Below are 26258 nucleotides of genomic sequence, written 5' to 3' on the forward strand. Positions count from 1 at the left end.
TCGCTAGGACAAGGCGCTTGCATCTGACGGGCAGCGGCCCTCGTCGGTAAGGCGCCAAAGGCGCCAGAAAGGTCCGTTAAAGTGGCAGATTTTTAAGGAGAAAAGCAAGCCCGCGCCGTGTCGTAATGCGACAGGGCCCGGGCTTTTTGTTGATAACCGCCGTTGATAGCGGGGAAGCTTCTGTAACACGACAGTTGCATTCTTCGTGATGCCGGGCTGCAACGAGCAATTTCCTGTGCTCCGGTGCTCACGTACCTTTAAGTACGCTCCGCTCCGGTACTCGAAAATCACCCGTTTCGCCACGGCCTGACGAATTTGCAACTGTCGTATTAATCAGGCAGCCTGATCGTTGATGAGACGCTTCAGAAGCTCCAGTTCCTGTGCCAGCTTGGTGTCGGCGCCTACCAGATCTTCGATCTTGCGCACGGCATGCAGCACGGTCGTATGATCGCGTCCGCCGAAGCGACGGCCAATTTCCGGCAGCGAACGCGGCGTCATCATCTTGGCGAGATACATCGCCACCTGACGCGGCTTCACGATGGTGCGGGTACGACGATTCGAGAGCAGATCCTGCTTCGAAACATTGTAATGGCGCGCCACGATGCGCTGGATTTCCTCGATGCGGATGCGCTTCGGCTCGCCTGCGCGCGTCAGATGGCCGAGCAGCTCATCCACGCGGTCAATCGACAGATTCGGCTCGAAGGACTGGCGGAACAGAAGCTGGTTGAAAGCGCCTTCCAGCTCACGGCCCGAGCCGGTGACGGTGCGGGCGACGTGCGAAATAATCTCGTCGCCAATGTTGAGGCTCGGATCTTCAACCTGTGCCGTGTTCAGACGACGACGCAGCATTTCAACGCGCATGTCGTAATCCGGTGCGGCCACTTCAAGCGCAACGCCACCCTGCAGACGCGAACGGACGCGAACGTCGAGCGATTCCAGTTCCGAGGGTGCACGGTCAGCTGCAACAACGACCTGCTTGGCGCTGTCGAGCAGCGTGTTCAGGAGATGGCAGAACTCGTGCTGAATGGACTTGCCCTGCAGGAACTGCATGTCGTCGATGACCAGAAGGTCGATGTCGCGCAGCTGTTCCTTGAAGGAAAGCGCATTGTTGTCACGGATAGCGGTCGCAAAGCGCCACATGAAATATTCAGCGGTCAGATAAACGACGCGGGCCTTTTCCTGACGCTGCAGCGCTGCGGCTGCAATGGCCTGAAGAAGATGCGTCTTGCCGAGGCCGACCGATGCATGAATGAAAAGCGGATTGAAACGCACAGCGCTGGAACCGGCTTCCGCAATGGTGCGGGCGGCGGCAAGCGCCACACGATTCGATGCGCCGTCGACGAAGCTGTCGAACGTGTAACGCGGATCAAGCGGCGAGCCGAGAATCGAGCCCGAAGCGGCAGCCGATTCTGCGACCACGGCAGAACCGCGCTTGTCGCCGATATGCTGACCGGCAAAGGACTGGCCGACCGGGAACATCATCTTTTCGCGCGGCGCCACGACAGGCTTGGCTTCAGCCGATTCCGTCGTTTCTGCCGGCGCTGCGCTGCGAACCACGCGGTTCATGCCGCGCACAACGACTTCGACCTTCAGGATCTGGGCGTTTTCTTCCTGCCAGAGTTCGGTCAGGAGTTCAGAATAATGATTGTTGATCCAGGAGCGCAGGAAAGCTGTCGGGACCGACAGGCGCACAATGCTCTTGGAAATATCGTCAAGTTTCAACCGGCCGAACCAGCTCGAATAGATTTCGCTGCCTACACGGGCTTTCAGCTTTGCCGTAAGGCGCTCGAAAGCCTCTTCGCTGACTGCAGCGTCCATGTTCGTCAGGCTCTTGTCATTTTCGGTAGCAGAAGATCCATGGATACGGTTCGCATGTGCATCATCACCCATCGTTGCCGTCGCCTTGCCGCTCGTCATTGCCATCGTCTCGCCTGCCTTCACATTCGTACGCGCCATTTTCCGGCGCTTGTCATTTTTTCCAGCTCGTCGTTCCGGATCTGTCGTCCTTCAACGCCGGCGGTACTCACTCATACACTCAGGCCCGCAACACCGGACCAAACACAAACTCAATCAGACCCGACAGGTCCAAACCGAAATACTCCTTTCCGGTTACCCGCGCACGACTCATACAACTGTTCACCGAAGGCTGATTGCCCGGAACCCCTTCCACGACAACCACTCAATTGACCGCCATCTGTCCAAAACGACTTTCCGGTTAATGGCCAGTTAATGGCCCGGTCATTGAATGATAAGCAATCACCCGAAAGAAAGAGGACCTTGGAGACCAGAAAATAGCGCTCGCGGATTCAACATCCACGCTGACATTCGACAGCAATTAGCGCTAACTCCGGGCCGGTGGCCCACCCCTCTTGATGACCTGACTTTAGCGAAGGGCCGCCGTAAAGAGCAAGCCTAGGATTGCCAGTTTTTTTTCATGAAACCCCTTGCATAGGGCCGCGCGATAGACCGGGAATCGGACGCCAGCGAATTAACACCTTTGGATTCAATGTGTTTTCTACGTGGTCAAATTAGATGGTCCTGATCTGTTCCGCCTGAAAAATAATTTTTAAAAATCTGCTTGACTCAAACGGCCTTCCGAGTCCCATCCGACCCCTGTGGATAACTCTGCGAAATGTTACGCAAATGATTGAAATTACAATCGAAAATTACCCGGTAGTAACATTCTGAAACCTCGTAAACTTGCCTCTTCACATTGAAAAATATGCGAAAAAATTGCGACCTTACGTTGAGCAGAAAGCTGCAAGAAGCCTGAAAAAAAGAAAACCCGGCTAACAATGAGCCGGGTTTCAGAACTTGCTTATAAAAATAGGCAATAATTAGGCGTTGAGTGCCTTCACGCGCTTGGCAAGGCGAGACACCTTGCGAGCAGCAGTGTTCTTGTGCACGACGCCCTTGGAGGCTGCGCGCATCAGTTCAGGCTCAGCAGCCTTGAATGCCACTTCCGCAGCCTGCTTGTCGCCGCTCAGAAGAGCGTCTTCCAGCTTGCGGATGAAAGTGCGAACGCGCGAGCGACGCGACTTGTTGATTTCGGTGCGGGCAGCGATCTTGCGCACTGCCTTCTTGGCCGAAGGAGTATTGGCCATAAATGCCTCTCTTTTTCTGTCAGCTAGCCAGGGGCTTAAACCGCCGGGCACAAAACCTCTAGGGCAGCCGAAATCCCTAGAAAACCCGGGTGGCCGCCGATCCGTGGCGGGCTTATAGATCAGCTTTGCCCTCACGTCAACGAGGATTCTGCCGCGACTATCAATCAAAAAGCCGGTTTTGCGCCTGCGCGCGGGCCTTCCAGCCCTCTGAACCAGCCTCCATCCAGCCCTGATTACCGCATCGGGCAGCGGTGATCACCGCCCGATGCGCTGTCCGTCTTATCGATTCTTGAAGGATGGCGTGCGCTTGTCGACAAATGCCGCCATGCCTTCCTTCTGGTCTTCCGTCGCAAAAAGCGAATGGAACAGGCGGCGCTCATAGCGCAGTCCCTCGCTCAGCGTCATTTCGTAGGTGCGGTTCACCGCTTCCTTGGCCATCAGAACCGAAGGGCGCGAGAAGGACGCAATGCGCTCGGCAGCCTTCAAAGCTTCTTCCAGCAGAACTTCCGGCTCAACGACCCGTGAAACGAGACCCGAGCGCTCGGCTTCCGCCGCATCCATCATGCGGCCGGTCAGGCACATATCCATCGCCTTGGACTTGCCGACGAAACGGGTCAGGCGCTGCGAGCCGCCCATGCCCGGAATGACGCCAAGCGTGATTTCCGGCTGGCCGAACTTGGCATTGCTGCCTGCAATGATGAAGTCGCACATCATGGCCAGCTCACAACCGCCGCCAAGCGCATAACCGGAAACGGCAGCGATGATCGGCTTGCGCGCGCGGTCCACCTTCTGCCAGTCGGCGAACATGTCCTGCAGATAGGCATCGACGAAATCGATGGACTGCATTTCCTTGATGTCGGCGCCAGCAGCAAAAGCCTTTTCAGAACCGGTCAGCACCACGGCGCCAATCTTGTCATCCGCATCGAAGATCGCGAGCGCATCCGTCAGATCATTGAGCACACCCCGATTGAGCGCATTGAGCGCCTGCGGACGATTGAGGCGGATAAGCCCGACATTGCCGCGTGTCTCGACGATGATCGTTTCATAAGCCATGGAATTCTGCTCCTCCTTCATCAGGCATCGCTATCCGGTTCAGGGCCTATAAGGCCGATACCATGACAGCTTCAATTTCCGGGCGGCAAGGTGGACCGGCCATCCCTGTTTGGCAAGGTCTTATGTCTGGCAGGACGCACAGAAAAAAGTCGAACGTCCCGCCTGGACCGCACGCTCGACAGTACCGTTGCAGGCCGGGTTGCGGCACGGTTCCCCTTCCCGCCCATAGACCGAGAAGGAATGCTGGAAATAGCCAAGCGCCCCGTCGGCCTGAATGTAATCCTTCAGGCTCGACCCGCCCGCCGCAATGGCCTCGGCAATCACCGTGCGGATATCGCTGGCCAGCCGCTCCATAAGCACCGCATCGCCCGCTACGGCCCCGGCTGCGCGCATGGGCGACAGACCGGAACGCCACAGCGCCTCGCAGACATAGATATTGCCGAGACCGGCAATCAGCCGCTGATCGAGAAGTGCTGCCTTGAGCGGCGTGCGCCGCCCCTGAAACAGTTCCGCCAGTATCGCTCCCGACAAAAGATTGCCGGTTGGTTCAATACCGAGACCGCTCAGAAATGGATGCGTGTCGAGCGCGCCTTTTTCCGCAAACAGCATGAAGCCGAAACGGCGCGGATCATTATAGATGATGCGCGCACCTGAACCGCCGGGACGCGACAGATGAAACACCACATGGTCATGGGCGCTGTTCTTTGATCGCTCGTGATGGAAAGCGCCGGGCGTATCCCCGCCGTCTTCGGCCTCGATGCGAAACGAACCGGACATGCCGAGATGGCTGATGATGGAAAGACCGTCATCGAGGTGAAGCGTCAGATATTTCGCACGGCGACCGAGCGCCTCGATCCGATGCCCGGTCAGGCGTTCCACAAAATGGTCTGGAAAAGGAAAGCGCAGATCGGGTCTGTTCTGATCGACACGTTCGATGGTTGCCCCTTCCATGAAGGGTTGCAAGCCGCGGCGAACGGTTTCTACCTCTGGCAATTCTGGCATTGAAAGCAAATCCTGAAGGGAAGGTCTGGCCTTTCCCTCTATATGTTGGGTTTTGCCCCTATTGCCAAGGGGAATACGCGAAAGAGCGCTTCAGCACCCGCTACAAGGAATGGTGTTGGTATAGCGTGGAGAGAGATAATAGGTCTCGCTCATGGGAATGCTGGTCGATATCCAAGAGTTGAGCGGCTTGTAGTCAAGCTCCACATCAACCTTGATAAAATAGGCGTCAGTCGCGATGAGCGCGGCGGGAAGATCGCCTTTGCTGCCAGCCAGGGCGGCGAAATTTGCAACATTCGCGCGCGACCAGTCGACCGTCACGGTATAGGTGTTCGATGATTGCGCCTTGGTGACCTTCAGGGCCGTTACCCTGATCTTCGGGCTTGTCCGACTGTAGGGCAGCAGCGATGCGCTACCAATCGCGAACATATCGTCGACGTCACTGGCCGAAACCGAAATCTGCCGCGTAACCAGATCGGCCAGGCTGCTGGCGGATCGTGACACCTTCTTGTTGACGTCGAGACCATCGGCAAGATCGGTCGAACCAAGATAAATCACGAGCAGGACCGGAGCGATCAGCGCAAATTCGACCGCGCCGACAGCGCGCCTGTCGCGCAGGAAATTTCGTAACAACCGGAATAGTGCTGTTCGCATGGCGATAAAGGTCCAGTCCGGGCCGCAACCCGATATTCGTCGTCAGTTGGGAAACGGCTCGTTCTGCCATGTCAGCGTAGAGAACAGCGGCATGGTGCCGCGTTTCGCATCGGCGCTGTCGGTCAGATAGAGAATGTTGGTCAGAACCGGCCAGCGATAGAGCACATTGAGCTGGTTGATGGTCGAGGTGCCGTTGGTGCCGGTGATGCCGGTGCGCGTCAGATCGCCATCAGCGGTCAGAATGCCGGTGGTCGGCACCGTGGAAAAGCCGGAATAGGTGCCAAGATTGAACGACAGTCCCTCACAACCGGCCTTCACCATGAACTGGATCTGGTCGCAGAGCATGGTCTGGATTTTGGTCGGCGTGAGATCGCTTCCCCTGATCTGCCCGGTCTGGATCTGACGCGCGACATTCTGCGTGGCATTCCACAACACCTGTCGGGCAGTGAAATTCATACCCGTTTCGATGGTCGAAAAAACGATAAGCAGGAAGGGAATGATCAGAAGTGTGAATTCGATTGCCGTCGCGCCTTCGCGCGCCCGGCCAAACAGCCGCACGCGCCGAAAGGCGGCACATAGCCACGAATATTCTTCTCCACGCCTATGCCGACGGGAATTCTTGAATGCCATGCCCCACCCAAACCATGCCGGTTTAAAACATGGCGTAGGAATACATCAGGACAACCTGAAAGAGTATTAACGGCACATGCGGGATTTTAGCGACAGCTCTTATTTATCGTCGCCGATCTTGGTCGAAGCTTTTTCGCAATAGGGTGTGCAAGACAAGGTCTGGACCTCTGCCCGGCGATAGACGCGGGTGGTGCCCCGCCCATTGCTGGAGACAACAAGTTCCCGATCAATGATCGGCTCGCCCTGCTTGTCCATGACAACGATATTGGTAACGCCAAAATCCTTGCCGGTCAGTACGATGGTCTGGGAATCCTGAACGACAGCGTCCGCTATCGCCGGATTGCCGATCACCACGGTATCAGCGGGGCGGGCCAGACGAAGGATACGCGCCCGACTTGTTTCCAGCTTGATATATTCTTCCGCATGCGCGGCCTGAACTCCGGCCGAAGACAGCATTATCGCTGCCAAGGCCAATGCCTTCCGCAACTTTTCCGAAGAGAAAAACCGACGCGCCACTCTACGACCCCCGTAATATGCCTAGCAAATAATGAAGAGGATTGGTGAAGGAACCATTAAATCATCCGCAAGACTGGCCCCTCTTGCGCCATCGGAAGTGGAATTTAATCGACAACACTTCATTAACCCTGATTGTTAAGGGGCCTACAATGCCTACCGACTATGCTTCAGCCATCCGAACTTGATGACGGCCATTATGGGGCAGCCGTCTTCGGAGAGGCGAAGGAGCGTACAATGCCGACATTGATGACGCGTTTTTTGAAGAACCGGGCCGGTTCCACAGCGATTGAATATGCGCTGATCGGCACGCTGGTTTCTATCGCAATCATCAGTGGTGTAGCGCTCATGGCCGGCAAAGTCGGCGAAAAGTTCGACGCCGTTGCCACAGGTTTCCAGAACGCGACGAACGGTAAATAATCGGCAACGAAACTCTATCGGGGGCTTTGATGGTCATAGCAGCGCTGATGACGGCGATTTTCGTGGCAGCGATGGTCACGGCCATGATCACCGATCTCCTGTCGATGACCATTCGCAACCGGGTTTCGATTGGTCTCGCCGCCGGGTTTATCATTCTCGCACCCTTTTCCGGGCTTTCACTTGTTGATTACAGCTGGCATCTGGTGACCGGCGGGCTGATGCTCGGCATCACTTTCGCCCTCTTCTGCCTGCGCACCATGGGCGGTGGCGATGCAAAACTGATTGCCGCAACGACGCTGTGGTTCGGCTTCAATCCGGGCCTGGCGGACTATGTCGTCAAGTTCTCGATCCTGGGCGGCGTTCTCACGCTTCTGATCATTCTTTATCGCCTGATACCGCGCCCGGTTTATGCTGATCGTTATGCCTTTCTGGAACGACTGTCGCGCAAGGATGTCGGGATTCCTTATGGGATCGCTTTGGGCGCAGCCGGTCTGTGGAGCTTCCCGCTCTCACCTGTCGGCCAGTCAATTCAGTCAATTTTGTTCGCTCCCGCATGATAACCGGCAACGAATTGCCCTGCGGAACTTATATTTCTTAATACGAATAAGATTATATTAACCATAATTACACGATTGCCGGTGCAATTTTGGAACACGTCGTTCGGACGTGGGGACTTGCACGGGGCACATCATGAAATCAGCTCGTCTACTCATTCTTGGGGTAGCCGTTATCGCTGCTGGCGGTGCGGGCTATATCGCCATGAATCTGTCGGCACCGCCGCCTGCACCCGTCGTGGTTGCGCCAGAGACCCCACAGATCCAGCTTGAAGAAGTGCTTGTCGCCACGGAAAATCTCGGCGTCGGTGCTGAACTGACCTCACAGATGCGCTGGCAATCATGGCCCAAGGAAGCGATTTCCGACGGCTACATCACTCGTTCCAGTGAGCCGGATGCAATCAACCAGCTCAATGGTGCCACCGTCAGGCTGCAACTTTTCCCCGGTGAGCCGATTCGCAAAGTGAAACTGATCGGACCGGGACAGAGCTTCCTGTCCTCGATCCTGCCGCCCGGCATGCGTGCGGTTGCGACCCAGATCAATGCCGAAAGCTCGGCGGGCGGCTTTATCCTGCCCAATGATTTCGTTGACGTCATCATGACCCGTCGCAAACCCGACAATGCCAGCAGCACGTCCATCGCGCCTTTCACGACCGAAACCGTGCTGCAAAATGTGCGCGTGCTCGCCATCGACCAGACGATTCAGGAAGACGAGCAAGGTCGCAAGGTCATGGTCGGCCAGACGGCGACACTGGAACTGACGCCCGATCAGGCGGAAATCATCACCGTCGCCCAGCAAATGGCGGACCGGCTGACACTGTCGCTGCGATCCATGCACGACGCCGAAGACAAGGACATCAAGCAAGCCGACTATCTGGTTTCCTCTCCGACGCATAGCGGAACGGTCAAGGTCATCAAGTCCGGCAGCATCATAGAAGTAGGACCGCGCTCATGAGACAGGGAAAACGCGTGCGCCCGTATTGGACCAAATCAGCCCTTATTGCCGCAAGCCTGACGCTCGCAGCGCAACCCTTCTTCGATGTGCCTGCCATGGCGGCGGGCGGTGTCGTCAAGGTCGGCACGCAGGGCCGCGCCCAGCGGATTGCACTTGGTCTCAACAAGTCGCTGGTGCTGGATCTGCCGCAGGACGCCTATGACGTGCTCGTCTCCAATCCGTCCATTGCGGATGCGGTCACGCGCACATCGCGCCGCATCTATCTGTTCGGCAAGCAGGTCGGGCAAACCAATATCTTCGTCTTCGGCCCGAATGGCGAACAAATCGCCTCCATCGATGTCGAAATCGAGCGCGATGTGAGCAGCATTTCGACACAGCTGAAACGCCTCATTCCCGGCTCGGATATCCGGGTTGAACTGATCAACGACAATGTGGTTCTCACTGGCACGGTTCAGACCCCTCAGGATTCGGCCCAAGCCGCAAAACTCGCCGGCCTTTTCGTCACCGGTGGTGAAGCAACCACCGGCCAGTATACTGCCACCGCTTCAGCTCCGACAGACGGCGGCGGCGTTGCAATCGATAACCCCGATCAGCAGCGCCGTGTCAGTAAAATCGTCAACATGCTGACGATTGTCGGTGAAGACCAGGTCACGCTGAAGGTCACCGTTGCCGAAGTTAGCCGCACTGTCATGAAGCAGCTCGGCGTCAATATGCTTGGCCGCGGTACCAACAATGGCATTACCTATAGCGGCATTTCAGAAACCATCTCTGGCGCGATCGGCAACAATCTGTCCGATACCGGCTTCGGTCTCGCGACGAGCAGCTTCTCGGCCTATCTGCGGGCAATGGAATCAGCGGGCGTCATGAAGACGCTTGCTGAGCCGACCCTAACCGCTATCTCAGGCGAAAAGGCAGCCTTCAATGTCGGCGGCGAATACAATGTTTTGAACAGCGTCACTTATGATGACGACGGCAAGCGAACCAACCAGCTGGCCAAGATCGAATACGGCATCGGACTGGAATTCATGCCGGTGGTGCTCGGCCCGGGGCGCATCAGCCTGAAGATCAGAACGTCAGTGTCAGAACCAACGACCGAAAGCACCGGCATGGCTGCCAAGGCCGATGGCGTGGGCACAAGCCTCCTCTCGCTGCGCAAGCGCGTGGCGGACACCACGGTGGAACTGCCATCCGGCGGTTCGATGATGATCGGCGGCCTGATCCGCGATGAAGTGCGCCAGTCTGTTTCCGGCTTTCCGGGCCTCACCAAGATTCCCGTCCTCGGTGCGCTGTTTCGCAGCAAGGACTTCATCCGCAACGAATCGGAACTCGTGGTTATCGTGACGCCATATCTGGCTCGCCCGGTTGCGCGGCAGGCGCTTGCGCGTCCCGACGACAATCTCAATCCGGCCAGCGATGGCGCAGGTTACATTCTCGGCAAGGTCAACCGCGTTTACGGAACGATGGAGACCAAGCTGCCGCCCGGCCGTTACAACGGTGTTGTCGGGTATATCTACAAATGAGTGGGGAAACGGGCATGACAATTCGGGGCAACAGAGTTTCCATCACGCCGGTCTTGCTGGTCCTGTCGGTCGCTCTTCTGGCCGGTTGCGCCAACCGGCAGCATGTGACCGTCGGCGCATTGCCGGACGATTACCGCACCAATCATCCCATCACGATTGCCGAGCGCGAACAGGTGACCGACATTCCGGTCGGCAGCGCGGATAGCCGGCTCAACACCATGCAGCGCGGCATCATCGAGAGCGCGGTCGCCAACTACCGCTACAAGGGTTCGGGCATGGTCTATGTGCTTGTTCCTGCTGGAGCGCCCAATCAGGCCGCAGCCTATCGGTTAAGCACAGAAGTGGCGACAGCCTTGCGCAAAGGCGGCGTCAAGCAGACCAACATCGCCATAGAAAACTATCCCGTTTCGTCGCCGGATGCCGCAGCGCCAATCCGCATCAGCTATTATGCGATGACGGCGGGCACGACACCTTGCGGACGCTGGCCGGATGATGTTGCGACCACGCCGGAAAACAAGCATTACGAAAATTTCGGCTGTGCGATGCAGAACAATCTTGCGGCGCAAGTCGCCAATCCTGCCGATCTTCTTGGACCGCGCACTTCCTCTCCAATCGATTCCGACCGCACGACAGAACGCCTCAATGGCGATCAGGGCTATACCAAAATGTCGACTGCGCTGACGGATAACTGGAAGGAACCTCGCAGCGAACAGGCAAACTATTAAGAGGGCGCCATGACAGATATCGCCTTCGAACCAGAAGCCGGCAGCGACCTTGCCGAACACCGCGCGCCGATTATGCTGGAAAATGTGCGGCCAATCCCGCGCATTTCCATCCAGGCCTTTTGTGAAAACGAAAGCGTTGCCATTCCCATCGAGCGCGCTGGCAATGACCGGCGCATGGCCAAGACCCATCTGAAAGTCTCGCCGGGCGGCATAGAGGCCGCTATCGACTTCTATCAGACGGCCTCGACGCCCAATCTGATCATCGTCGAATCGTCATCGGAACCGAATGTTCTGCTCGATGAACTCCGGCGCCTGTCGGAAGTCTGCGACCCGGGCTCAAAGGTACTCGTCGTCGGGCATTCCAACGAAGTCTGGCTCTATCGCGAATTGCTGCGCCGCGGCGTGTCGGAATATATCGTCGCGCCCGTGTCGCTGGCCGATGTTCTGGCCATCGTCTCGTCGATCTTTCTCGATCCGGGTGCCGAGCCGCTTGGACGCTCCATCGCCTTTATCGGCGCCAAGGGCGGTGTCGGCGCATCGACCATCGCTCATAATGTCGCCTGGTCGATCTCGCATCTGTTCCGGCACGACGTCGTTCTCGCAGACATGGATTTGCCTTTCGGCACGGCCAACATCAATTTCGATCAGGACCCGACGCTCGGCATAGCCGACGCCGTGTTTTCTCCGGAACGCGTGGATGAGGTCTATCTCGACCGCCTGCTGGTGCAATATGGCGAACATCTCTCGATTCTTGCCGCACCATCCAGTCTGGAGCGCACCTTCGATTTTCAAGAGGATGCGTTCTCCGAAATAATCGACGTTGCCCAGCGCACCTCGCCACTGATCGTTCTCGATCTCGCGCATGGCTGGAACGGCTGGACCCGCACCACATTGATGCGGGCGGATGAAGTGGTGATCGTGGCTGCACCCGATCTTGCCAATCTGCGCAATACGAAAAACCTGCTCGATACGCTGGCGCAATTGCGTCCCAACGATCTGAAGCCGCATCTGGTGCTCAATCAGGTCGGGGTTCCGAAGCGCCCCGAAATCGCGCTGTCGGATTTCTCCGAACCGCTCGGCATCGATCCGATTGCGGCCATCGAATTCGAGCCGCAGCTTTTCGGCAATGCCGCCAATACCGGACGCATGATCGCGGAAACCAGCCCGGAAAGCCCGGTTTCTGCAACCATCACGCATATAGCGCATGTGCTGACGGGGCGCGCGGATGTCCAGCCGCGCAAGAAGAATGGCATCTCCGGTCTTCTAGGCAAATTCGCGCGCAAGACGAAGTAACGGCGGAAAATCATGTTCGGCAAAAGAGGCAACGATTCAGGAAGCAAACAGGACGGCAGCATTGCGAAAGCAATCGCGCCCCAGCCTGTGCAGCGCACGGAGCCCGTTCAGCCGTCCCGTATGCAGGCCGCCGTTCCCAACACGCCAGCGAGACCCGCAGCCGCGGCCAGCAGCGGACGTGAGAAGAACGAAGGCTATTACGACACCAAAGCGCAGGTCTTTTCGGCCCTGATCGATACAATCGACCTGTCGCAGCTTTCACGCATGGCGCCCGATACGGCCCGCGAAGAAATCCGCGATATCGTCAATGATATCATTGCGATCAAGAACTTCGTCATGTCGATTGCCGAGCAGGAAGAACTGCTCGACGACATTTGCAACGACGTCCTCGGTTACGGTCCGCTGGAGCCTTTGCTTGCCCGCGACGACATTGCCGATATCATGGTCAACGGCTCGCGCCGTACCTATATCGAAGTCGACGGCATGGTGCAGGAAACGGGGATTCGTTTTCGCGACAACCAGCAACTTCTCAATATCTGCCAGCGCATCGTCAGCCAGGTCGGCAGACGCGTCGACGAATCGAGCCCGATCTGCGATGCGCGCCTGCCGGACGGCTCGCGCGTCAACGTCATCGCCTCGCCGTTGTCGCTCGACGGCCCGACACTGACCATTCGTAAATTCCGCAAGGACAAGCTGACACTCGACCAGCTGGTGCGCTTCGGTGCGATCTCCAATGCCGGTGCGGAATTGTTGCAGATCATCAGCCGCGTGCGCTGCAATGTCATCATTTCCGGTGGTACGGGTTCCGGCAAAACCACGCTGTTGAACTGCCTCACCCGCTATATCGACACGCATGAACGCATCATCACCTGCGAAGATTCCGCCGAACTGCAATTGCAGCAGCCGCATGTGGTACGCCTCGAAACCCGCCCGCCCAATCTGGAAGGCGAAGGCGAAGTGACGATGCGCGATCTGGTCAAAAACTGCCTGCGTATGCGGCCTGAGCGAATCATCGTCGGCGAAGTGCGCGGACCCGAAGTGTTCGATCTGTTGCAGGCCATGAATACTGGCCATGACGGCTCGATGGGCACGATCCACTCCAACAGCCCGCGTGAATGCCTGAGCCGTATGGAAGCCATGATCGCCATGGGCGGCTATACGCTGCCGCAAAAGACCGTGCGCGAAATTCTGGTCAACTCGATCGATATCATCATTCAGGCCGCGCGACTGCGTGACGGTTCGCGTCGCATCACCCATGTGACGGAAGTGGTGGGGCTGGAAGGCGACGTCATCATCACCCAGGATCTGATGCTTTACGACATCAAGGGGGAGGATGCATCAGGCCGCATTCTCGGCACGCACAGCTCGACCGGCATTGGCCGCCCGGCCTTCTGGGACCGCGCGCGCTACTACAATGAAGACAGCCGCCTCGCCTCTGTTCTCGACAGTATGGAGAGCGTCGACTGATGACCGCCTCACCTGTCAGCATTCTGATTTTCATTCTTCTGGCGGTGGTTGCCTGTGCCGCGCTGGCTTACGTGCTGTTCTACGACAGGCTGGCCAGCAAGGACCCCGCCTCGCGGCGGCTGGAAACCGTGCGCAACTATGCAGAACGCAGCGTCACCCGCAGTGAGCGGGACAAGAACACCGATATTCAGAAACGCCGCAAGCAATTGCAGGACAATATCAAGGATCTTGAAGCACGCCAGAAGCAGCGCGAGAAAAATCAGAAATACCCGCCGCTGCGTATCATGCTAACGCAGGCGGGACTGAGCATTACGCTGCGCCAATTCTATATTTATTCCGGCGCGACGGCCTTTGCCGGACTTCTGATCGGTTTTATCTTCGGTCTTCCTTTGTTGCTTCTTCCGGGCATTGCCATTGCCTGCTTTTTCGGCCTGCCCCGCTGGTTCGTGCTGCAAAAACGCAAGCGTCGCCTGAAGAAGTTTCTGGAAGAATTTCCAAACGCCCTCGACGTTATCGTTCGTGCGACACGGGCAGGCCTGCCGCTCAATGACGGGCTGCGCCTGATTGCCAGCGAAGCACTGGAGCCGGTTAAAGGCGAATTCAAGAAAGTTGTCGAAGCCCAGCAGATGGGCCTGTCGATACCGGAAGCTGTTGGCAAGATGCCAGACAGCATGCCTTGCCCTGAAACCAATTTCTTCGCCATCGTGATCCAGATTCAGTCTCAGGCCGGCGGCAATCTTTCTGAAGCACTGAACAATCTCTCCAAGGTACTGCGTGACCGCAAGAAGATGAAAGCCAAGGTCGATGCGCTGTCCATGGAAGCAAAGGCCTCTGCCGCAATCATCGGTGCGCTGCCGATCATCGTCATGGTGCTCGTCTATCTGACCAGCCCGCAATATATGACGCTGCTCTTCACCTCATCGACCGGCCATATGCTGCTGGGGATCGCTGTCGTTTTGATGGGTACCGGTATTTTCATCATGAAAAACATGATCAATTTCGATATGTGAGGCGCAGACCATGTTTTCTCTCCTCATCGAAAGACTGACAGACCCGCAATTCCTGATCGCCATGCTGATCACGATTGCGGTTTTTGCCGCCATCGTCACCGTACTCTTGCCGATACTCAGCACCAGCATCCTGAAATCGCGCATGAAGTCGGTCGCCACCGAACGCGAGGCGATCCGGTCTCGCGAGCGCGCGCGGTTGGCAGCGGAAAACGACCGGCGCAACAGCCTGCGACACCAGCAGAAGCAGGGCATTCGCGATTTCGTGGAAAGGCTCGACCTGAAAAAGGCGCTGGCCGACGAAAAGACGATTGCCGCGCTCAGAACTGCCGGTTTTCGCGGGCAGAACCCGCTCAACATCTTCCTGTTCATGCGTTTCGTGCTGCCTTTCGGCGCGATGACGCTGGCTGGCTTCTATATCTTCGTGCTCGGCAATATGCCGGAACATTCCTTCTTCGTCCGACTTCTGGTCTGCATTATCGCCGGTTATATCGGCTTCTATGCGCCCAACCTCTATGTTTCCAACAAGGCCGCCAAGCGCAAGCAGTCTATCCGCCGCGCCTGGCCGGATGCGCTGGATCTGATGCTGATCTGCGTGGAATCCGGCATGTCTGTCGAAGCAGCCTTTCGCAAGGTGGCCGACGAAATCGGCATACAGTCTGTGGAGCTGGCGGAAGAACTGATGCTCACCAATGCGGAACTGTCATTCCTGCCTGAACGGCGTCAGGCCTATGACAATCTCGCGATGCGCACGGGCGTCGATCAGGTGAAATCGGTATCGCAAGCACTCATTCAGGCCGAGCGCTACGGTACGCCCGTCTCGCAAGCGCTTCGAACACTTTCTCAGGAAAGCCGCGATCTGCGTATGCTGGAGGCGGAAAAGAAAGCGGCGGCCTTGCCGCCGAAACTCACCGTGCCGATGATCGTCTTCTTCCTGCCGGTGCTGTTTATCGTCATTCTCGGCCCGGCGTTCATCCAGCTTAGCGCGCAAGGCGGGTTCTTCGGCGGGCACTGATCGCCGCCGCCGAAAAAAGCCAAAACAAAGCATGCGATGTCGTGTCAGCCCTTCGGCTTGTCCTTGAGCATGTTCCAGGAATTCTGCTGCGCCATCATGGAGCGCAGATAATCCGTGTTGGCCTTGGCCTGCTGCGGCGAAAGCTCCTGCCCGGCAATCGTTTCAGCTTCCTGAAAACGCCCCTGCAAGCCGACCGAAAGCGCCAGATTCTGGCGGACGCGGCTGTCTGCTCCGGGTAGCACAGATGCCTGCCGGAAATAGTTTTCCGCCGTCTTGGAATCGCCGGCCAGAAGATAGGACATGCCCATATTGGAGAGGATCGACGGCTCGCCCGGCTTGATCTGTAGCGCCTTCTGATACATGGCGCGGGCCTGATCGCGGTTGCCCATCTGGTCGAGAATAGCGCCTTCGGCGGATACGAGCTTCCAGTCCGGATAGGCCGGATCTTGCGCACGGCGGATTGCATCGAGCGCGGTGTCGAACTGACCCGCACCGGCAAGCGCCTTGCCATAGGCTGCGAGAACCTGCTGATCCTTCGGATAGGTGATGACCAGCGCGCGCATGACGGCGAGAGCCTGATCGTTGCGTCCCAGACGGGTCAGGGCGCTGGCATAATTGAGCGCGGTGCCACGGTCCTTGGGATTGCGCTCATATTGCGCGCCAAGACGGCCTACCATTGCGGCAAGCTGTGCATCGTTCATGTGATCGAAAGTGGCAGCGGTTTCGACACGTCGCACCGAACCTGTGGTGGTGCGGTCTACCGTGTTGCAGCCGGTGAGGACGAGCGCTGAAAGGACAGAAGCCACGCCAAGGCGGAAACCAGCGCCGCCCATTAACCCCAAGTTGAGCATCCCGCCTCCATATGCGGCCGGACATTGCATACCGAATGCCCCAGCCCCTCAAGCCCGATTTCTCCTTCATCAATAATCCGTTAACCCTAATGATTGGTTAACGAGCCTTGCATGCACCCGTTTCCAAACGAGGCGAAGCGTTCTATCTGTTTTCAAAACTGCCTTGATCGGCCCAATCTGCCTTGGTGAGAAAGAGCGCCATGTCTGTCGAAATCATTGCCCAAAAGTCGGAACAAAGCCGTCCAATCTGGTTTACGAAAAAGGGAAAGCTGGAAGAAAACACGCTTCCGGCTCCTGTGACTGGCTGGGCGAAAGCCCATGATTTCGACGGAGAAGCGGGCAAGGTTCTGGTTCTGCCGGGACCGGACGGTGCGATCTCCGGCGCGCTGTTCGGCATTGGCGACGGCCTCAAAGGCGGCCAGTCGCAACTGCTTGCTGGCAAACTCGCACGCAGCTTGCCGGAAGGTGACTGGCATTTCGAAAATGCGGACGACGATGCCGCGCTCGCGGCGCTCGCCTTCCTGATGGGCGGCTATAATTTTTCGCGCTACCGCAATGCGAATGGCAAGACAATCCGCCTTGCTTTGCCGGACGGCGTGAATGAAGCCGAGACGAAGCGCATCGCCGCTGCGGTGATACTCACGCGTGATCTGATCAATACGCCGACCAACGATATGGGCCCGGACGCACTGGAAAACGCCGCGCGCGCACTGGCAAGCGAACATAAGGCGGAAATCAGTATCACGGAAGGCGAAGCTCTTCTGGAACGAAACTTCCCGATGATCCATGCGGTCGGGCGTGCGGGAGCGATTGCGCCACGTCTGATCGACATCACATGGGGCAAGGAAAACGATCCGAAAGTCACGCTGGTCGGCAAAGGTGTCTGCTTCGATACGGGTGGCCTCGACATCAAGCCCGCAAGCGGCATGCTGCTGATGAAAAAGGACATGGGCGGCGCTGCCAATGTGCTCGGCCTTGCCTCCATCGTCATGGACGCGAAACTACCGGTGCGGCTGCGCGTCTTGATCCCGGCGGTTGAAAATTCGATTGCCGGAAATGCCTTCCGTCCGGGCGACGTCCTGCAAAGCCGCAAGGGACTGACCGTCGAAATCGGCAATACGGATGCCGAAGGCAGGCTGGTGCTTGCCGATGCTCTGGCGCTGGCCGATGAGGAAGAGCCGGAATTGCTGATCGACATGGCGACCCTGACCGGTGCTGCACGCGTGGCGCTCGGCCCGGACCTGCCGCCATTTTTCACGCATGATGACGCATTGGCCGAAGCCATCGCCGCCAAGGCCGAGGAGACAGCCGATCCGCTCTGGCGTATGCCGCTCTGGCAGCCTTATGCGCAGAAACTGTCGTCACGCATTGCCGACATCAACAATGTCACCACCGACGGTTTTGCCGGAGCGGTGACGGCGGCCTTGTTCCTCAGCCGTTTTGTGGAAAAGGCCAAGGCGCATGTGCATTTCGATATTTTCGGCTGGGTGCCAGTGGAAAAGCCTGCATCGCCGGTTGGCGGCGAAGCACAGGCCATCCGTGCGCTCTATCTGTTGCTCAAGGAAAAATACGGCAAGTAAGAAGCCCGCGTGTTATCAGTCGAAGACTTCGCCGGGATAGACGCCCCACAGGTCGGACTGCCGGATCCAGCCGCGCACGCCGCTGACATCCATGCGGCACCACTGGCCATTGCATTGGCGCACGGTGCCGACAACACCCGGCTCGATATCGGCGGCGACAGCTGCCGTATCGTTGGCATCGCGGCGCATGGTGATCATCTTGCTTTTGTCGTTCTTCAACCAGGGCGCGGTGATCGCGGTGCGCTTGCCGGACAGAAGCGACTGGTAGACCCAGCCTTCCGTGCCGTCAGCATCGCGAATGCGCCGCCAGTTGTCATATTCCTGAATGATCTCGACCGGCAGCCCTGATTTCATGAACAGCCATGAAACCGGATAGTCGCGCCCCGGGCCGATGCGCAGATTGACCCGTGCCGGCTTTAGGCTGACGAAGCGGGGCACAGGCAGACCGCTGGCGCCTGTCGCCGTACCGTTTGCGCCTTCGGTTTCGGCTGCGTTCACACTGATCGGCATCGCCACGAACAGGAGCGCCATACAAGCCGCAAAGGCCATGAGAAGGCGCTTTACCGACATGCCCTTAGCCAAAAACCTTTGGGGAAGTACTCTATTCAACTGCGCCTCTCGCCGTCCTGTTCTTAACCCAAGACGACCATGCCTTCAGCGGAAGCGTAAAACAGCAGGGGCTGCTCGGCATCGTGACCGTCTTGTTTATCGGTCCTGTTTTTCTTTGTCTTTGCCCCGCCGCCTTGATAGAGATGAGCAGCCGAAGCAATATCCCATATTGCGCCTTCTTGGTTAAGGAGGTCTCAACATGAAGCTTCAGCATATAAGTTTGCCCGGAAACAGGCTCAAAAAACGGGGTGGAGATGTCGAACAAAAAGAAGCCGCTGGTCGTTCTTACGAGAAAACTGCCGGACCCGGTGGAAACCCGAATGCGGGAACTGTTCGATGCACGTCTCAACATAGACGATCACCGCATGAGCCAGCCGGAAATCATCGCCGCGCTGAAGGAAGCTGACGTTCTGGTGCCTTGCATCACCGACGTGATCGACGCTGCTGCCATAGAGCAAGCCGGACCCAATCTCAAGCTGATCGCCAATTTCGGCAACGGCGTCGACAATATCGATGTCGCAGCCGCCGCAAAGCGCGGCATTACCGTGACCAATACGCCCAATGTCCTGACCGAAGATACGGCCGACATGACGCTGGCGCTGCTTCTGTCGGCACCGCGCCGCCTCGTGGAAGGCGCGAATGTGCTCAACGAGCGCGACGGCAAATGGCCGGGCTGGTCGCCGACATGGATGCTCGGACGCCGCATCTGGGGCAAGCGCCTCGGCATCGTCGGCATGGGGCGCATAGGAACCGCCGTTGCACGCCGCGCCAAGGCTTTTGGCCTTTCGATCCATTATCACAATCGCAAGCGCGTGAGCCCGCAGGTTGAGGAAGAGCTGGAAGCGACCTATTGGGACAGCCTCGACCAGATGCTGGCCCGCATGGACATCATTTCAGTCAATTGCCCTTCAACGCCCGCAACGTTTCACCTGCTATCGGCCCGTCGCATCGCGTTGATGCAGCCGACGGCCTATCTGGTCAATACGGCGCGTGGTCAGATCATCGATGAAAACGCCCTGATCGATCTGATCGAGCAAGGCCGGATTGCCGGTGCGGGGCTGGACGTGTTCGAGAACGAGCCAGCCGTCAATCCGCGCCTGCTGGCGCTTGCGGAAAAGGGCAAGGTTGTACTGCTGCCGCATATGGGTTCGGCCACGATTGAAGGCCGCATCGATATGGGCGACAAGGTCATCATCAATATCAAGGCGTTTGTCGACGGGCACCGCACGCCGGACAGGGTTCTTCCCAATCGGGTTTAGCACAGCAGATGCATTCTTCGTGATACCGGGCTGCAAAGAACAATTGCCTGCGCTTCGGTACTCGGAAATCACTCTTTTCGCCACGGCCTGACGAATTTGCAACCGCCGTATTAAATTCGGCTGTTCGTTTTTCCATCGATGAATTTCAGGACCGTGTGGGCGTAAAGCCGGGGATTTTCCACCGGCACGCCGTGGCCAGAATCGGGCAGAATGATCAGTTCGGCACCGGGAATCTGGCTGGCGATGAATTCCGTATGTTCCCGCGTGATGGCTGTATCATGATCGCCAATCACGATAGCCGTGCGCACCGAGATCTGTGACAAATCTTCATCGGTGTAGTTGGGTTCATTGGCCCAGAGCGCGTGGATTTCCTTGTCGATGCTTTCGTAATGGCGAAGCTCAGGGATTGGACGTCCTTCGGCCCGTGCTTCGATATAGCCGGTATTGCCCTCGGGCGTGACATTGGCAGCCTGCGCGAACAGGCTCTTCAGCCGCTCAGGGTACCGCATCGCAATATCCAGCCCGATAATACCGCCATCGCTCCAACCGACCAGATCAACCTTGTCGATATGCAGAAAATCGAGCAGCGCCACATAGTCATCAGCCATCAGGCCATAAGTCAGCGGCTCCGTCGTGCGGGTGGAACGCCCCTGCCCGCGACTGTCGGCAACGATCACCGTATGATGACGCGCTAGAATCGGCAATTGCGCGTCCCAGACATGCTGGTCTGAAAGACCGCCCGGTATCAGCAGAATAGGCGGTCCCTTGCCGACGATCCGGTAATACATCTCGATACCGTTGACCTCGGCAAAGGCGGCAGGCGAAGCGGGAATGGTCACGCGCGCTATCCTTTCGGACGACACCGCTGAAGGGATGAGAACAGCAAGGCCAAGCACCACGGCTACGAAGCCTGCACTTTGAAATATCCTGTTTCCCGTCATCGGCCCGACCTTTCATGGACCTGTTTAATGCACTTGCAGCAGCGCAATCAGGGTCTGCGGATCAGCGTCGGCAGATCATAGAGATAAGCGATGCGCTTGATCGCATCCTGCAACGGCTCCAGCGTCACCGTCATCGTGTGGCCGCTGGCATGGATCAGCATGTCAGGCGCAGCGCAGATCGCGACATGCCCCTTCCAGAACACGAGATCGCCGCGCTGGAGATTGGAATAATCCGCATTCGGCTCCAGAACTGTGCCAAGCGTATTCTGCTGCATGTCGGAATCACGCAGAATCCTGCGGCCAGCCACCCACATGGAAAGCTGCACGAGACCAGAGCAATCAATGCCGAAGCCCGACGTACCGCCCCACAGATAGGGCGTGTGCAGCAGCGTTTCCGCCACGGCCACATAATCAGCCGCGTGTTCGCCGATTGGCGCCAGATGGCTTGCGATCATCGCCTCGCCGCTTTCCAGCACCGCATATTGGGTGCCGCGCGTTTCAGCCGAGCCCACAATGCGAACGCGTGAGCCAAGCGACAGCGCCTGCGTATGCGGAAAACGCAAATCTGAGCCGGGATAAACAAAGCTTCGCGGCACGATGACCATATGCGTGGCCGCGCCCTGCGGCTTTTCGATAAACGAGGCGGAGACATAGCCCGTATAGCCGTCGCGCTCGGCCTGAACCCAGCACCAGCCGTCCATTTCCTCGAAGACGCGTACCGTGTCGCCATAAATGATCTGTGTCTGAGGTCCGCTATCGGGGCGTGGCTCGCTGCGCAAATCCACGACCGATGCAGTCACCTGCATCTCGGTTCCGGCTATAAAGCGGGCAGCCTCCACCTTGTCGGTCAGTCGCTCATCAGCGAGATCGGCGCGATAGGCATTGAGGCGGCGGTCGAGCGTGGTCACATTGAGACTCATTGGCGAACACTCATAAAGGTAACTCTCTGGCTTTGGCGATCACCAGATCGCCCAGTCGTTCAACATAAAGCGCGCCGGCGACTGTTCTCTTAACTAGCACATTTCGCCGGTCTTTTTCATCACGATGACGGGATAGAAGGTCGAGCGTACCCATCGTATCGAGTGCGCGCGTGATCACCGGCTTCGTAACATCCAGTTTTGCCGCAAGCCCGCGCACCGTGTGCGGCGGCGGCTCCAGATAGATTGTCAGAAGGATAGCTGTCTGCCGCGTCGTGAGATCGGGCATCTCGTCGCGCACCTGTCCCAGCGACAGGGTCTTCAACAATGTCAGCGCCTGTATCGGCTTCAACTCTACCGGCATCCGTTATCCTGCAAGCAAAGGATTGTTTCGGAACCGTTTTATTCAATCCGCTTTCCATCGTTCTGGCAAGAACTTTGTGGCAGCTAACAAAAAAGCGGCCGAAGCCGCTTTCTCAAAATCCTTTGAGGATCAATCTCTTACTGCGTCTTGCGACGCATATTATCAGTTACTGCGTCTTGCGACGCAGGCGGACGATAATATCGACATTGACGATTTCCATACCATCCGGCGCGTCCGGCATGTTTGCAACGGTCGGCTGCCCGCGCTCGCCATGCGGAATATCGAACACGACATTTTCCCCTTCGAGGAAGAAGTGCTGATGGTCCGAAATATTGGTATCGAAATAGGTCTTGGAGCCTTCCACCGCGATGATGCGCAGCATTCCGGCTTCCGTGAACTGGTGCAGCGTGTTGTAAACGGTGGCCAGAGACACCGGCACATCCGCCATGACCGCCTGTTCGTGGAGGTCTTCAGCGGACAGGTGGCGATCGCCCTGCGCAAAGATCATGCTCGCAAGTGCAACACGCTGGCGCGTCGGACGCAGGCCAGCATCGCGGAGCCGTTCTTCCATAGAGACCGTCGAGTGGGTATGTGTAGACTGCATATTCACCGCTGGTTCCGTTACAAGCTTGTAGCAAATTCGTCAAAGATTGAACGGGCTGTTGCCCATTGCATACTGACATTGATATATGCCGTTGCGAAATAAGTATCAATAGGCTTGGAGTTTGCCCGTTTTTTCGGGAAAATCCATTGCATATTTTTATGGTCGCTGAGGTTTTGTACGGGAACCAGTCTGTGATAGGGGTGTTCCGACTTAACGACCAGAAAGAGATAGAGCGGTTTGGGCGTTTGCGCTAAAACCGTTCCAAATGACAACCGGGCCGGATTGCTGGCCGATAGCGAATAAACCTCAAGGGAGGCGAAATGGCAGAACAGAAATCAAGCTACGGGTATGAAGAACTCCTCAGCTGCGGGCGCGGCGAGCTGTTCGGCCCCGGCAATGCCCAGCTTCCCCTGCCGCCAATGCTGATGGTGCATCGCATCACCGATATTTCCGAAACCGGCGGAGAGTTCGACAAGGGCTATATCCGCGCCGAATACGACGTGCGCCCCGACGACTGGTATTTTCCGTGCCATTTCCAGGGCAACCCGATCATGCCGGGCTGCCTTGGCCTGGACGGCATGTGGCAGCTGACCGGCTTCTTCCTTGGCTGGCTCGGCGAACCGGGTCGCGGCATGGCGCTTTCGACCGGCGAAGTGAAGTTCAAGGGCATGGTGCGCCCGCACACCAAGCTTCTCGAATATGGCATCGACTTCAAGCGCGTCATGCGCGGACGTCTCGTGCTCGGCACTGCTGACGGCTGGCTGAAGGCCGATGGCGAAGTGATCTACAAGGCCACCGATTTGCGCGTCGGCCTTTCAAAGGACGGCGACGCTTAAACATCGCCTAAATCCACCATCATTCACGGGCGCGACGGCAAAAAATGAACAGTTTTCATGCGGCCGCGCTCAAAACATGCGAAGATCGCACCTATGTAACGGCGACGAGGCAGTCCTGACCCAATCGACTGCCGCTCGACGAGCAAGGGTGTAAAGGAGAACGCGATGCGGCGTGTGGTCGTAACGGGTATGGGGATCGTATCCTCGATTGGCAACAACACCGAAGAGGTGACGGCCTCGCTGCGCGAAGCCAAATCCGGCATCTCGCGCGCGGAAGAATATGCCGAACTGGGTTTCCGCTGCCAGGTGCACGGCGCCCCGAAAATCGATGTCGAATCCCTCGTGGACCGTCGCGCCATGCGCTTCCACGGTCGCGGCACAGCCTGGAATCACATCGCCATGGATCAGGCGATCGCCGATGCAGGCCTTTCGGATGACGAAGTCTCCAATGACCGTACCGGCATCATCATGGGTTCGGGCGGTCCTTCGACCCGCACCATCGTCGATTCCGCCGACATTACCCGTGAAAAGGGTCCGAAGCGCGTTGGTCCGTTTGCTGTGCCGAAAGCCATGAGCTCCACGGCTTCCGCAACGCTGGCCACTTTCTTCAAGATCAAGGGCATCAACTATTCGATCTCTTCAGCCTGCGCGACATCCAACCATTGCATCGGCAATGCGTTCGAGATGATCCAGTATGGCAAGCAGGACCGCATGTTTGCGGGCGGCTGTGAAGATCTCGACTGGACGCTCTCCGTGCTGTTCGACGCCATGGGCGCGATGGCGACGAAGTATAACGACACGCCTGCCACCGCTTCGCGCGCCTATGACAAGAACCGCGACGGCTTCGTGATTGCAGGCGGCGCTGGCGTTCTGGTGCTGGAAGACCTCGAAACCGCGCTTGCGCGCGGCGCGAAGATCTATGGCGAAATCGTCGGCTATGGCGCAACTTCTGACGGCTACGACATGGTCGCTCCGTCCGGTGAAGGCGCGATCCGCTGCATGAAGATGGCGCTTTCCACCGTCAAGACCAAGATCGACTACATCAACCCGCACGCAACCTCGACGCCTGCTGGCGATGCGCCGGAAATCGACGCTATCCGTCAGGTGTTCGGTTCGGGCGACGCCTGCCCGCCGATTGCCGCGACCAAGTCGCTGACCGGCCATTCGCTGGGCGCAACGGGCGTGCAGGAAGCGATCTATTCGCTGTTGATGATGCACAACAATTTCATTTGCGAAAGCGCGCATATCGAAGAATTGGACCCTGCCTTCGCAGACATGCCTATCGTCCGCAAGCGCATCGATAATGCTCAGCTCAATACCGTGCTCTCCAACTCCTTCGGGTTTGGCGGCACGAATGCGACGCTGGTTTTCCAGCGCTACCAGGGCTGAGGGAGAGGGGAATATGGAAGGTTTGATGCAAGGAAAACGCGGCCTCATCATGGGGGTCGCGAATAATCATTCTCTGGCATGGGGCATCTCGAAGCAGCTCGCCGCACAGGGCGCAGAACTGGCTTTCACCTATCAGGGCGATGCGCTGGGCAAGCGCGTGAAGCCGCTGGCCGAACAGGTCGGCTCGGACCTCGTCCTGCCTTGCGATGTTGAAGACATTGCAACGGTTGACGCGGTTTTTGCCGAGATCGAAAAGAAGTGGGGCAAGCTCGATTTCATCGTTCACGCCATCGGTTTTTCCGACAAGACCGAACTGAAGGGCCGTTACGCAGACGTCACCACGCGCGATAATTTCAGCCGGACCATGGTGATTTCCGCCTACTCCTTCACGGAAATGGCACAGCGCGCCGAAAAGCTCATGAAGGACGGCGGCTCGATCCTGACGCTGACCTATGGCGGTTCGACCCGCACCATCCCGAACTACAATGTCATGGGCGTTGCCAAGGCGGCGCTTGAAGCGATGGTTCGCTATCTGGCTGCCGATTACGGCCCGCAGGGCATCCGCGTCAACGCCATTTCGGCTGGCCCGGTGCGCACGCTGGCGGGTGCCGGCATCGGCGATGCGCGCGCGATCTTCAGCTATCAGCGCCGCAATTCACCGCTGCGCCGCACTGTCGATATCGACGATGTGGGTAAATCGGCTGTCTACCTTCTGTCGGACCTGTCGAGCGGCGTGACCGGCGAAGTCCATTATGTGGATTCGGGCTACAACATCGTTTCGATGCCGACGCTGGAAGAGCTGAAAAGCTCTGACGCTGAACGCGGCGAGTAAGCGTTCTAGAGCGGTTCCGGTTAAAGCGGAATCGTGGAACCGCTCTATCTATTTGTTTTGACGCATTATCCTACGCATCGAAGCGGGATCAGAAATCAGTCCAGTGGACTGATTTCCCCGCGTAGGCGCTACGCACTTTTGCTGGAAATGCTCTGGAATTGAAAAAG

27 protein-coding genes are annotated in these 26258 nt (G+C 57.7%); 14 read left to right on the forward strand and 13 right to left on the reverse strand.

Annotated features, from left to right (window positions below):
* Positions 1 to 333 precede the first annotated feature (333 nt).
* The 7 genes from dnaA to FHW00_RS01025 form a co-directional block, all read right to left on the reverse strand.
* Complete coding sequence (gene dnaA, locus FHW00_RS00995; RefSeq protein ID WP_078337825.1) at positions 334 to 1917, reverse strand: chromosomal replication initiator protein DnaA; 1584 nt, start codon at positions 1915 to 1917, stop codon at positions 334 to 336.
* Positions 1918 to 2837: 920 nt separating this feature from the next.
* Positions 2838 to 3104 carry a 30S ribosomal protein S20 gene (rpsT, locus tag FHW00_RS01000; protein WP_078337759.1) on the reverse strand — a complete coding sequence of 89 codons (267 nt, stop codon included), beginning with the start codon at positions 3102 to 3104 and terminating at the stop codon, positions 2838 to 2840.
* A gap of 279 nt (positions 3105 to 3383) precedes the next feature.
* A complete protein-coding gene (locus FHW00_RS01005) occupies positions 3384 to 4157 on the reverse strand; it encodes an enoyl-CoA hydratase (protein ID WP_078337824.1) in 774 nt (257 codons plus the stop codon).
* A gap of 120 nt (positions 4158 to 4277) precedes the next feature.
* Positions 4278 to 5159 (reverse strand): bifunctional DNA-formamidopyrimidine glycosylase/DNA-(apurinic or apyrimidinic site) lyase, encoded by an 882-nt coding sequence (gene mutM / locus FHW00_RS01010; RefSeq protein ID WP_078337758.1) that lies wholly within the window; start codon positions 5157 to 5159, stop codon positions 4278 to 4280.
* 90 nt (positions 5160 to 5249) lie between these two features.
* Positions 5250 to 5810 (reverse strand): TadE/TadG family type IV pilus assembly protein, encoded by a 561-nt coding sequence (locus FHW00_RS01015; RefSeq protein WP_078337757.1) that lies wholly within the window; start codon positions 5808 to 5810, stop codon positions 5250 to 5252.
* A gap of 42 nt (positions 5811 to 5852) precedes the next feature.
* Positions 5853 to 6440 carry a TadE/TadG family type IV pilus assembly protein gene (locus FHW00_RS01020; RefSeq protein WP_078337756.1) on the reverse strand — a complete coding sequence of 196 codons (588 nt, stop codon included), beginning with the start codon at positions 6438 to 6440 and terminating at the stop codon, positions 5853 to 5855.
* 99 nt (positions 6441 to 6539) lie between these two features.
* Positions 6540 to 6896: a pilus assembly protein N-terminal domain-containing protein gene (locus FHW00_RS01025; RefSeq protein WP_078337755.1), complete on the reverse strand. Its 357-nt coding sequence runs from the start codon at positions 6894 to 6896 to the stop codon at positions 6540 to 6542.
* A 222-nt stretch (positions 6897 to 7118) separates the two neighbouring features.
* Between FHW00_RS01025 and FHW00_RS01030 the strand changes: the two genes are divergently transcribed.
* The 9 genes from FHW00_RS01030 to FHW00_RS01070 all read left to right on the forward strand — a co-directional run bounded on the left by FHW00_RS01030 (position 7119) and on the right by FHW00_RS01070 (position 15909).
* The gene (locus tag FHW00_RS01030; protein ID WP_445557887.1) at positions 7119 to 7373 is read left to right on the forward strand and encodes a Flp family type IVb pilin; all 255 of its coding nucleotides are present in this window, start codon (positions 7119 to 7121) and stop codon (positions 7371 to 7373) included.
* 29 nt (positions 7374 to 7402) lie between these two features.
* Entirely contained in the window at positions 7403 to 7930 is a 528-nt protein-coding gene (locus FHW00_RS01035; RefSeq protein ID WP_078337754.1) for an A24 family peptidase, read from the forward strand.
* A gap of 133 nt (positions 7931 to 8063) precedes the next feature.
* Positions 8064 to 8882 carry a Flp pilus assembly protein CpaB gene (gene cpaB / locus FHW00_RS01040; protein WP_078337753.1) on the forward strand — a complete coding sequence of 273 codons (819 nt, stop codon included), beginning with the start codon at positions 8064 to 8066 and terminating at the stop codon, positions 8880 to 8882.
* A complete protein-coding gene (locus FHW00_RS01045) occupies positions 8879 to 10402 on the forward strand; it encodes a type II and III secretion system protein family protein (protein ID WP_078337752.1) in 1524 nt (507 codons plus the stop codon). The genes cpaB and FHW00_RS01045 overlap by 4 nt, the downstream gene beginning before the upstream one ends.
* 14 nt (positions 10403 to 10416) lie before the next feature.
* Positions 10417 to 11127, forward strand: coding sequence for a CpaD family pilus assembly protein (locus tag FHW00_RS01050; protein WP_078337751.1), 711 nt, complete (start codon positions 10417 to 10419; stop codon positions 11125 to 11127).
* Positions 11128 to 11136: 9 nt separating this feature from the next.
* Positions 11137 to 12420, forward strand: a complete 1284-nt coding sequence (locus FHW00_RS01055; protein WP_078337750.1) for an AAA family ATPase — start codon at positions 11137 to 11139, stop codon at positions 12418 to 12420.
* 120 nt (positions 12421 to 12540) lie between these two features.
* Positions 12541 to 13887, forward strand: coding sequence for a CpaF family protein (locus FHW00_RS01060; protein ID WP_374843095.1), 1347 nt, complete (start codon positions 12541 to 12543; stop codon positions 13885 to 13887).
* On the forward strand, positions 13887 to 14897 hold the full coding sequence (locus FHW00_RS01065) for a type II secretion system F family protein (protein ID WP_078337748.1): 1011 nt from the start codon (positions 13887 to 13889) through the stop codon (positions 14895 to 14897). Before FHW00_RS01060 ends, FHW00_RS01065 begins: the two co-directional genes overlap by 1 nt.
* Positions 14898 to 14907: 10 nt before the next feature.
* Positions 14908 to 15909 (forward strand): type II secretion system F family protein, encoded by a 1002-nt coding sequence (locus FHW00_RS01070; RefSeq protein WP_078337747.1) that lies wholly within the window; start codon positions 14908 to 14910, stop codon positions 15907 to 15909.
* Between the two features lie 44 nt (positions 15910 to 15953).
* Here the strand turns inward: FHW00_RS01070 and FHW00_RS01075 are convergent, their stop codons facing one another.
* Positions 15954 to 16760, reverse strand: coding sequence for a tetratricopeptide repeat protein (locus tag FHW00_RS01075; protein ID WP_078337746.1), 807 nt, complete (start codon positions 16758 to 16760; stop codon positions 15954 to 15956).
* A 200-nt stretch (positions 16761 to 16960) separates the two neighbouring features.
* Here FHW00_RS01075 and FHW00_RS01080 point away from each other — a divergent pair, with 200 nt between their 5' ends.
* The gene (locus tag FHW00_RS01080) at positions 16961 to 18340 is read left to right on the forward strand and encodes a leucyl aminopeptidase family protein (protein ID WP_078337745.1); all 1380 of its coding nucleotides are present in this window, start codon (positions 16961 to 16963) and stop codon (positions 18338 to 18340) included.
* 15 nt (positions 18341 to 18355) lie between these two features.
* On the opposite strand, the gene FHW00_RS01085 is transcribed toward FHW00_RS01080, so the two are convergent.
* Positions 18356 to 18850: an SH3 domain-containing protein gene (locus FHW00_RS01085; RefSeq protein ID WP_440629624.1), complete on the reverse strand. Its 495-nt coding sequence runs from the start codon at positions 18848 to 18850 to the stop codon at positions 18356 to 18358.
* 353 nt (positions 18851 to 19203) lie between these two features.
* On the opposite strand from FHW00_RS01085, the gene FHW00_RS01090 reads away from it, so the two are divergent.
* Positions 19204 to 20208, forward strand: a complete 1005-nt coding sequence (locus FHW00_RS01090) for a 2-hydroxyacid dehydrogenase (RefSeq protein WP_078337743.1) — start codon at positions 19204 to 19206, stop codon at positions 20206 to 20208.
* Positions 20209 to 20318: 110 nt separating this feature from the next.
* Here the strand turns inward: FHW00_RS01090 and FHW00_RS01095 are convergent, their stop codons facing one another.
* The 4 genes from FHW00_RS01095 to irrA all read right to left on the reverse strand — a co-directional run bounded on the left by FHW00_RS01095 (position 20319) and on the right by irrA (position 23034).
* A complete protein-coding gene (locus FHW00_RS01095; RefSeq protein WP_078337742.1) occupies positions 20319 to 21149 on the reverse strand; it encodes an alpha/beta fold hydrolase in 831 nt (276 codons plus the stop codon).
* Positions 21150 to 21196: 47 nt separating this feature from the next.
* A complete protein-coding gene (locus FHW00_RS01100) occupies positions 21197 to 22069 on the reverse strand; it encodes a C40 family peptidase (protein ID WP_078337741.1) in 873 nt (290 codons plus the stop codon).
* Between the two features lie 10 nt (positions 22070 to 22079).
* Entirely contained in the window at positions 22080 to 22430 is a 351-nt protein-coding gene (locus FHW00_RS01105) for a MarR family transcriptional regulator (protein WP_078337740.1), read from the reverse strand.
* Between the two features lie 166 nt (positions 22431 to 22596).
* Complete coding sequence (gene irrA / locus FHW00_RS01110; RefSeq protein ID WP_078337739.1) at positions 22597 to 23034, reverse strand: iron response transcriptional regulator IrrA; 438 nt, start codon at positions 23032 to 23034, stop codon at positions 22597 to 22599.
* Positions 23035 to 23354: 320 nt separating this feature from the next.
* On the opposite strand from irrA, the gene fabA reads away from it, so the two are divergent.
* The 3 genes from fabA (at position 23355) to fabI (ending at position 26091) form a co-directional block, all read left to right on the forward strand.
* Entirely contained in the window at positions 23355 to 23870 is a 516-nt protein-coding gene (fabA, locus tag FHW00_RS01115; RefSeq protein ID WP_078337738.1) for a 3-hydroxyacyl-[acyl-carrier-protein] dehydratase FabA, read from the forward strand.
* Positions 23871 to 24035: 165 nt separating this feature from the next.
* Positions 24036 to 25259 (forward strand): beta-ketoacyl-ACP synthase I, encoded by a 1224-nt coding sequence (fabB, locus tag FHW00_RS01120; protein ID WP_078337736.1) that lies wholly within the window; start codon positions 24036 to 24038, stop codon positions 25257 to 25259.
* A gap of 13 nt (positions 25260 to 25272) precedes the next feature.
* Positions 25273 to 26091, forward strand: a complete 819-nt coding sequence (gene fabI, locus FHW00_RS01125; protein ID WP_078337735.1) for an enoyl-ACP reductase FabI — start codon at positions 25273 to 25275, stop codon at positions 26089 to 26091.
* Positions 26092 to 26258 lie beyond the last annotated feature (167 nt).

Source organism: Ochrobactrum sp. P6BSIII (genome assembly GCF_014138065.1).
Lineage (GTDB): Bacteria > Pseudomonadota > Alphaproteobacteria > Rhizobiales > Rhizobiaceae > Brucella.

What these genes read in the sequence shown, in the direction of transcription:
- dnaA (WP_078337825.1), bottom strand. Translation starts at nt 1,917, where the DNA reads ATGACGAGCGGCAAGGCGACGGCAACGATGGGTGATGATGCACATGCG.
- rpsT (WP_078337759.1), bottom strand. Translation starts at nt 3,104, where the DNA reads ATGGCCAATACTCCTTCGGCCAAGAAGGCAGTGCGCAAGATCGCTGCC.
- FHW00_RS01005 (WP_078337824.1), bottom strand. Translation starts at nt 4,157, where the DNA reads ATGGCTTATGAAACGATCATCGTCGAGACACGCGGCAATGTCGGGCTT.
- mutM (WP_078337758.1), bottom strand. Translation starts at nt 5,159, where the DNA reads ATGCCAGAATTGCCAGAGGTAGAAACCGTTCGCCGCGGCTTGCAACCC.
- FHW00_RS01015 (WP_078337757.1), bottom strand. Translation starts at nt 5,810, where the DNA reads ATGCGAACAGCACTATTCCGGTTGTTACGAAATTTCCTGCGCGACAGG.
- FHW00_RS01020 (WP_078337756.1), bottom strand. Translation starts at nt 6,440, where the DNA reads ATGGCATTCAAGAATTCCCGTCGGCATAGGCGTGGAGAAGAATATTCG.
- FHW00_RS01025 (WP_078337755.1), bottom strand. Translation starts at nt 6,896, where the DNA reads ATGCTGTCTTCGGCCGGAGTTCAGGCCGCGCATGCGGAAGAATATATC.
- FHW00_RS01030 (WP_445557887.1), top strand. Translation starts at nt 7,119, where the DNA reads ATGCTTCAGCCATCCGAACTTGATGACGGCCATTATGGGGCAGCCGTC.
- FHW00_RS01035 (WP_078337754.1), top strand. Translation starts at nt 7,403, where the DNA reads ATGGTCATAGCAGCGCTGATGACGGCGATTTTCGTGGCAGCGATGGTC.
- cpaB (WP_078337753.1), top strand. Translation starts at nt 8,064, where the DNA reads ATGAAATCAGCTCGTCTACTCATTCTTGGGGTAGCCGTTATCGCTGCT.
- FHW00_RS01045 (WP_078337752.1), top strand. Translation starts at nt 8,879, where the DNA reads ATGAGACAGGGAAAACGCGTGCGCCCGTATTGGACCAAATCAGCCCTT.
- FHW00_RS01050 (WP_078337751.1), top strand. Translation starts at nt 10,417, where the DNA reads ATGACAATTCGGGGCAACAGAGTTTCCATCACGCCGGTCTTGCTGGTC.
- FHW00_RS01055 (WP_078337750.1), top strand. Translation starts at nt 11,137, where the DNA reads ATGACAGATATCGCCTTCGAACCAGAAGCCGGCAGCGACCTTGCCGAA.
- FHW00_RS01060 (WP_374843095.1), top strand. Translation starts at nt 12,541, where the DNA reads ATGCAGGCCGCCGTTCCCAACACGCCAGCGAGACCCGCAGCCGCGGCC.
- FHW00_RS01065 (WP_078337748.1), top strand. Translation starts at nt 13,887, where the DNA reads ATGACCGCCTCACCTGTCAGCATTCTGATTTTCATTCTTCTGGCGGTG.
- FHW00_RS01070 (WP_078337747.1), top strand. Translation starts at nt 14,908, where the DNA reads ATGTTTTCTCTCCTCATCGAAAGACTGACAGACCCGCAATTCCTGATC.
- FHW00_RS01075 (WP_078337746.1), bottom strand. Translation starts at nt 16,760, where the DNA reads ATGCTCAACTTGGGGTTAATGGGCGGCGCTGGTTTCCGCCTTGGCGTG.
- FHW00_RS01080 (WP_078337745.1), top strand. Translation starts at nt 16,961, where the DNA reads ATGTCTGTCGAAATCATTGCCCAAAAGTCGGAACAAAGCCGTCCAATC.
- FHW00_RS01085 (WP_440629624.1), bottom strand. Translation starts at nt 18,850, where the DNA reads ATGCCGATCAGTGTGAACGCAGCCGAAACCGAAGGCGCAAACGGTACG.
- FHW00_RS01090 (WP_078337743.1), top strand. Translation starts at nt 19,204, where the DNA reads ATGTCGAACAAAAAGAAGCCGCTGGTCGTTCTTACGAGAAAACTGCCG.
- FHW00_RS01095 (WP_078337742.1), bottom strand. Translation starts at nt 21,149, where the DNA reads ATGACGGGAAACAGGATATTTCAAAGTGCAGGCTTCGTAGCCGTGGTG.
- FHW00_RS01100 (WP_078337741.1), bottom strand. Translation starts at nt 22,069, where the DNA reads ATGAGTCTCAATGTGACCACGCTCGACCGCCGCCTCAATGCCTATCGC.
- FHW00_RS01105 (WP_078337740.1), bottom strand. Translation starts at nt 22,430, where the DNA reads ATGCCGGTAGAGTTGAAGCCGATACAGGCGCTGACATTGTTGAAGACC.
- irrA (WP_078337739.1), bottom strand. Translation starts at nt 23,034, where the DNA reads ATGCAGTCTACACATACCCACTCGACGGTCTCTATGGAAGAACGGCTC.
- fabA (WP_078337738.1), top strand. Translation starts at nt 23,355, where the DNA reads ATGGCAGAACAGAAATCAAGCTACGGGTATGAAGAACTCCTCAGCTGC.
- fabB (WP_078337736.1), top strand. Translation starts at nt 24,036, where the DNA reads ATGCGGCGTGTGGTCGTAACGGGTATGGGGATCGTATCCTCGATTGGC.
- fabI (WP_078337735.1), top strand. Translation starts at nt 25,273, where the DNA reads ATGGAAGGTTTGATGCAAGGAAAACGCGGCCTCATCATGGGGGTCGCG.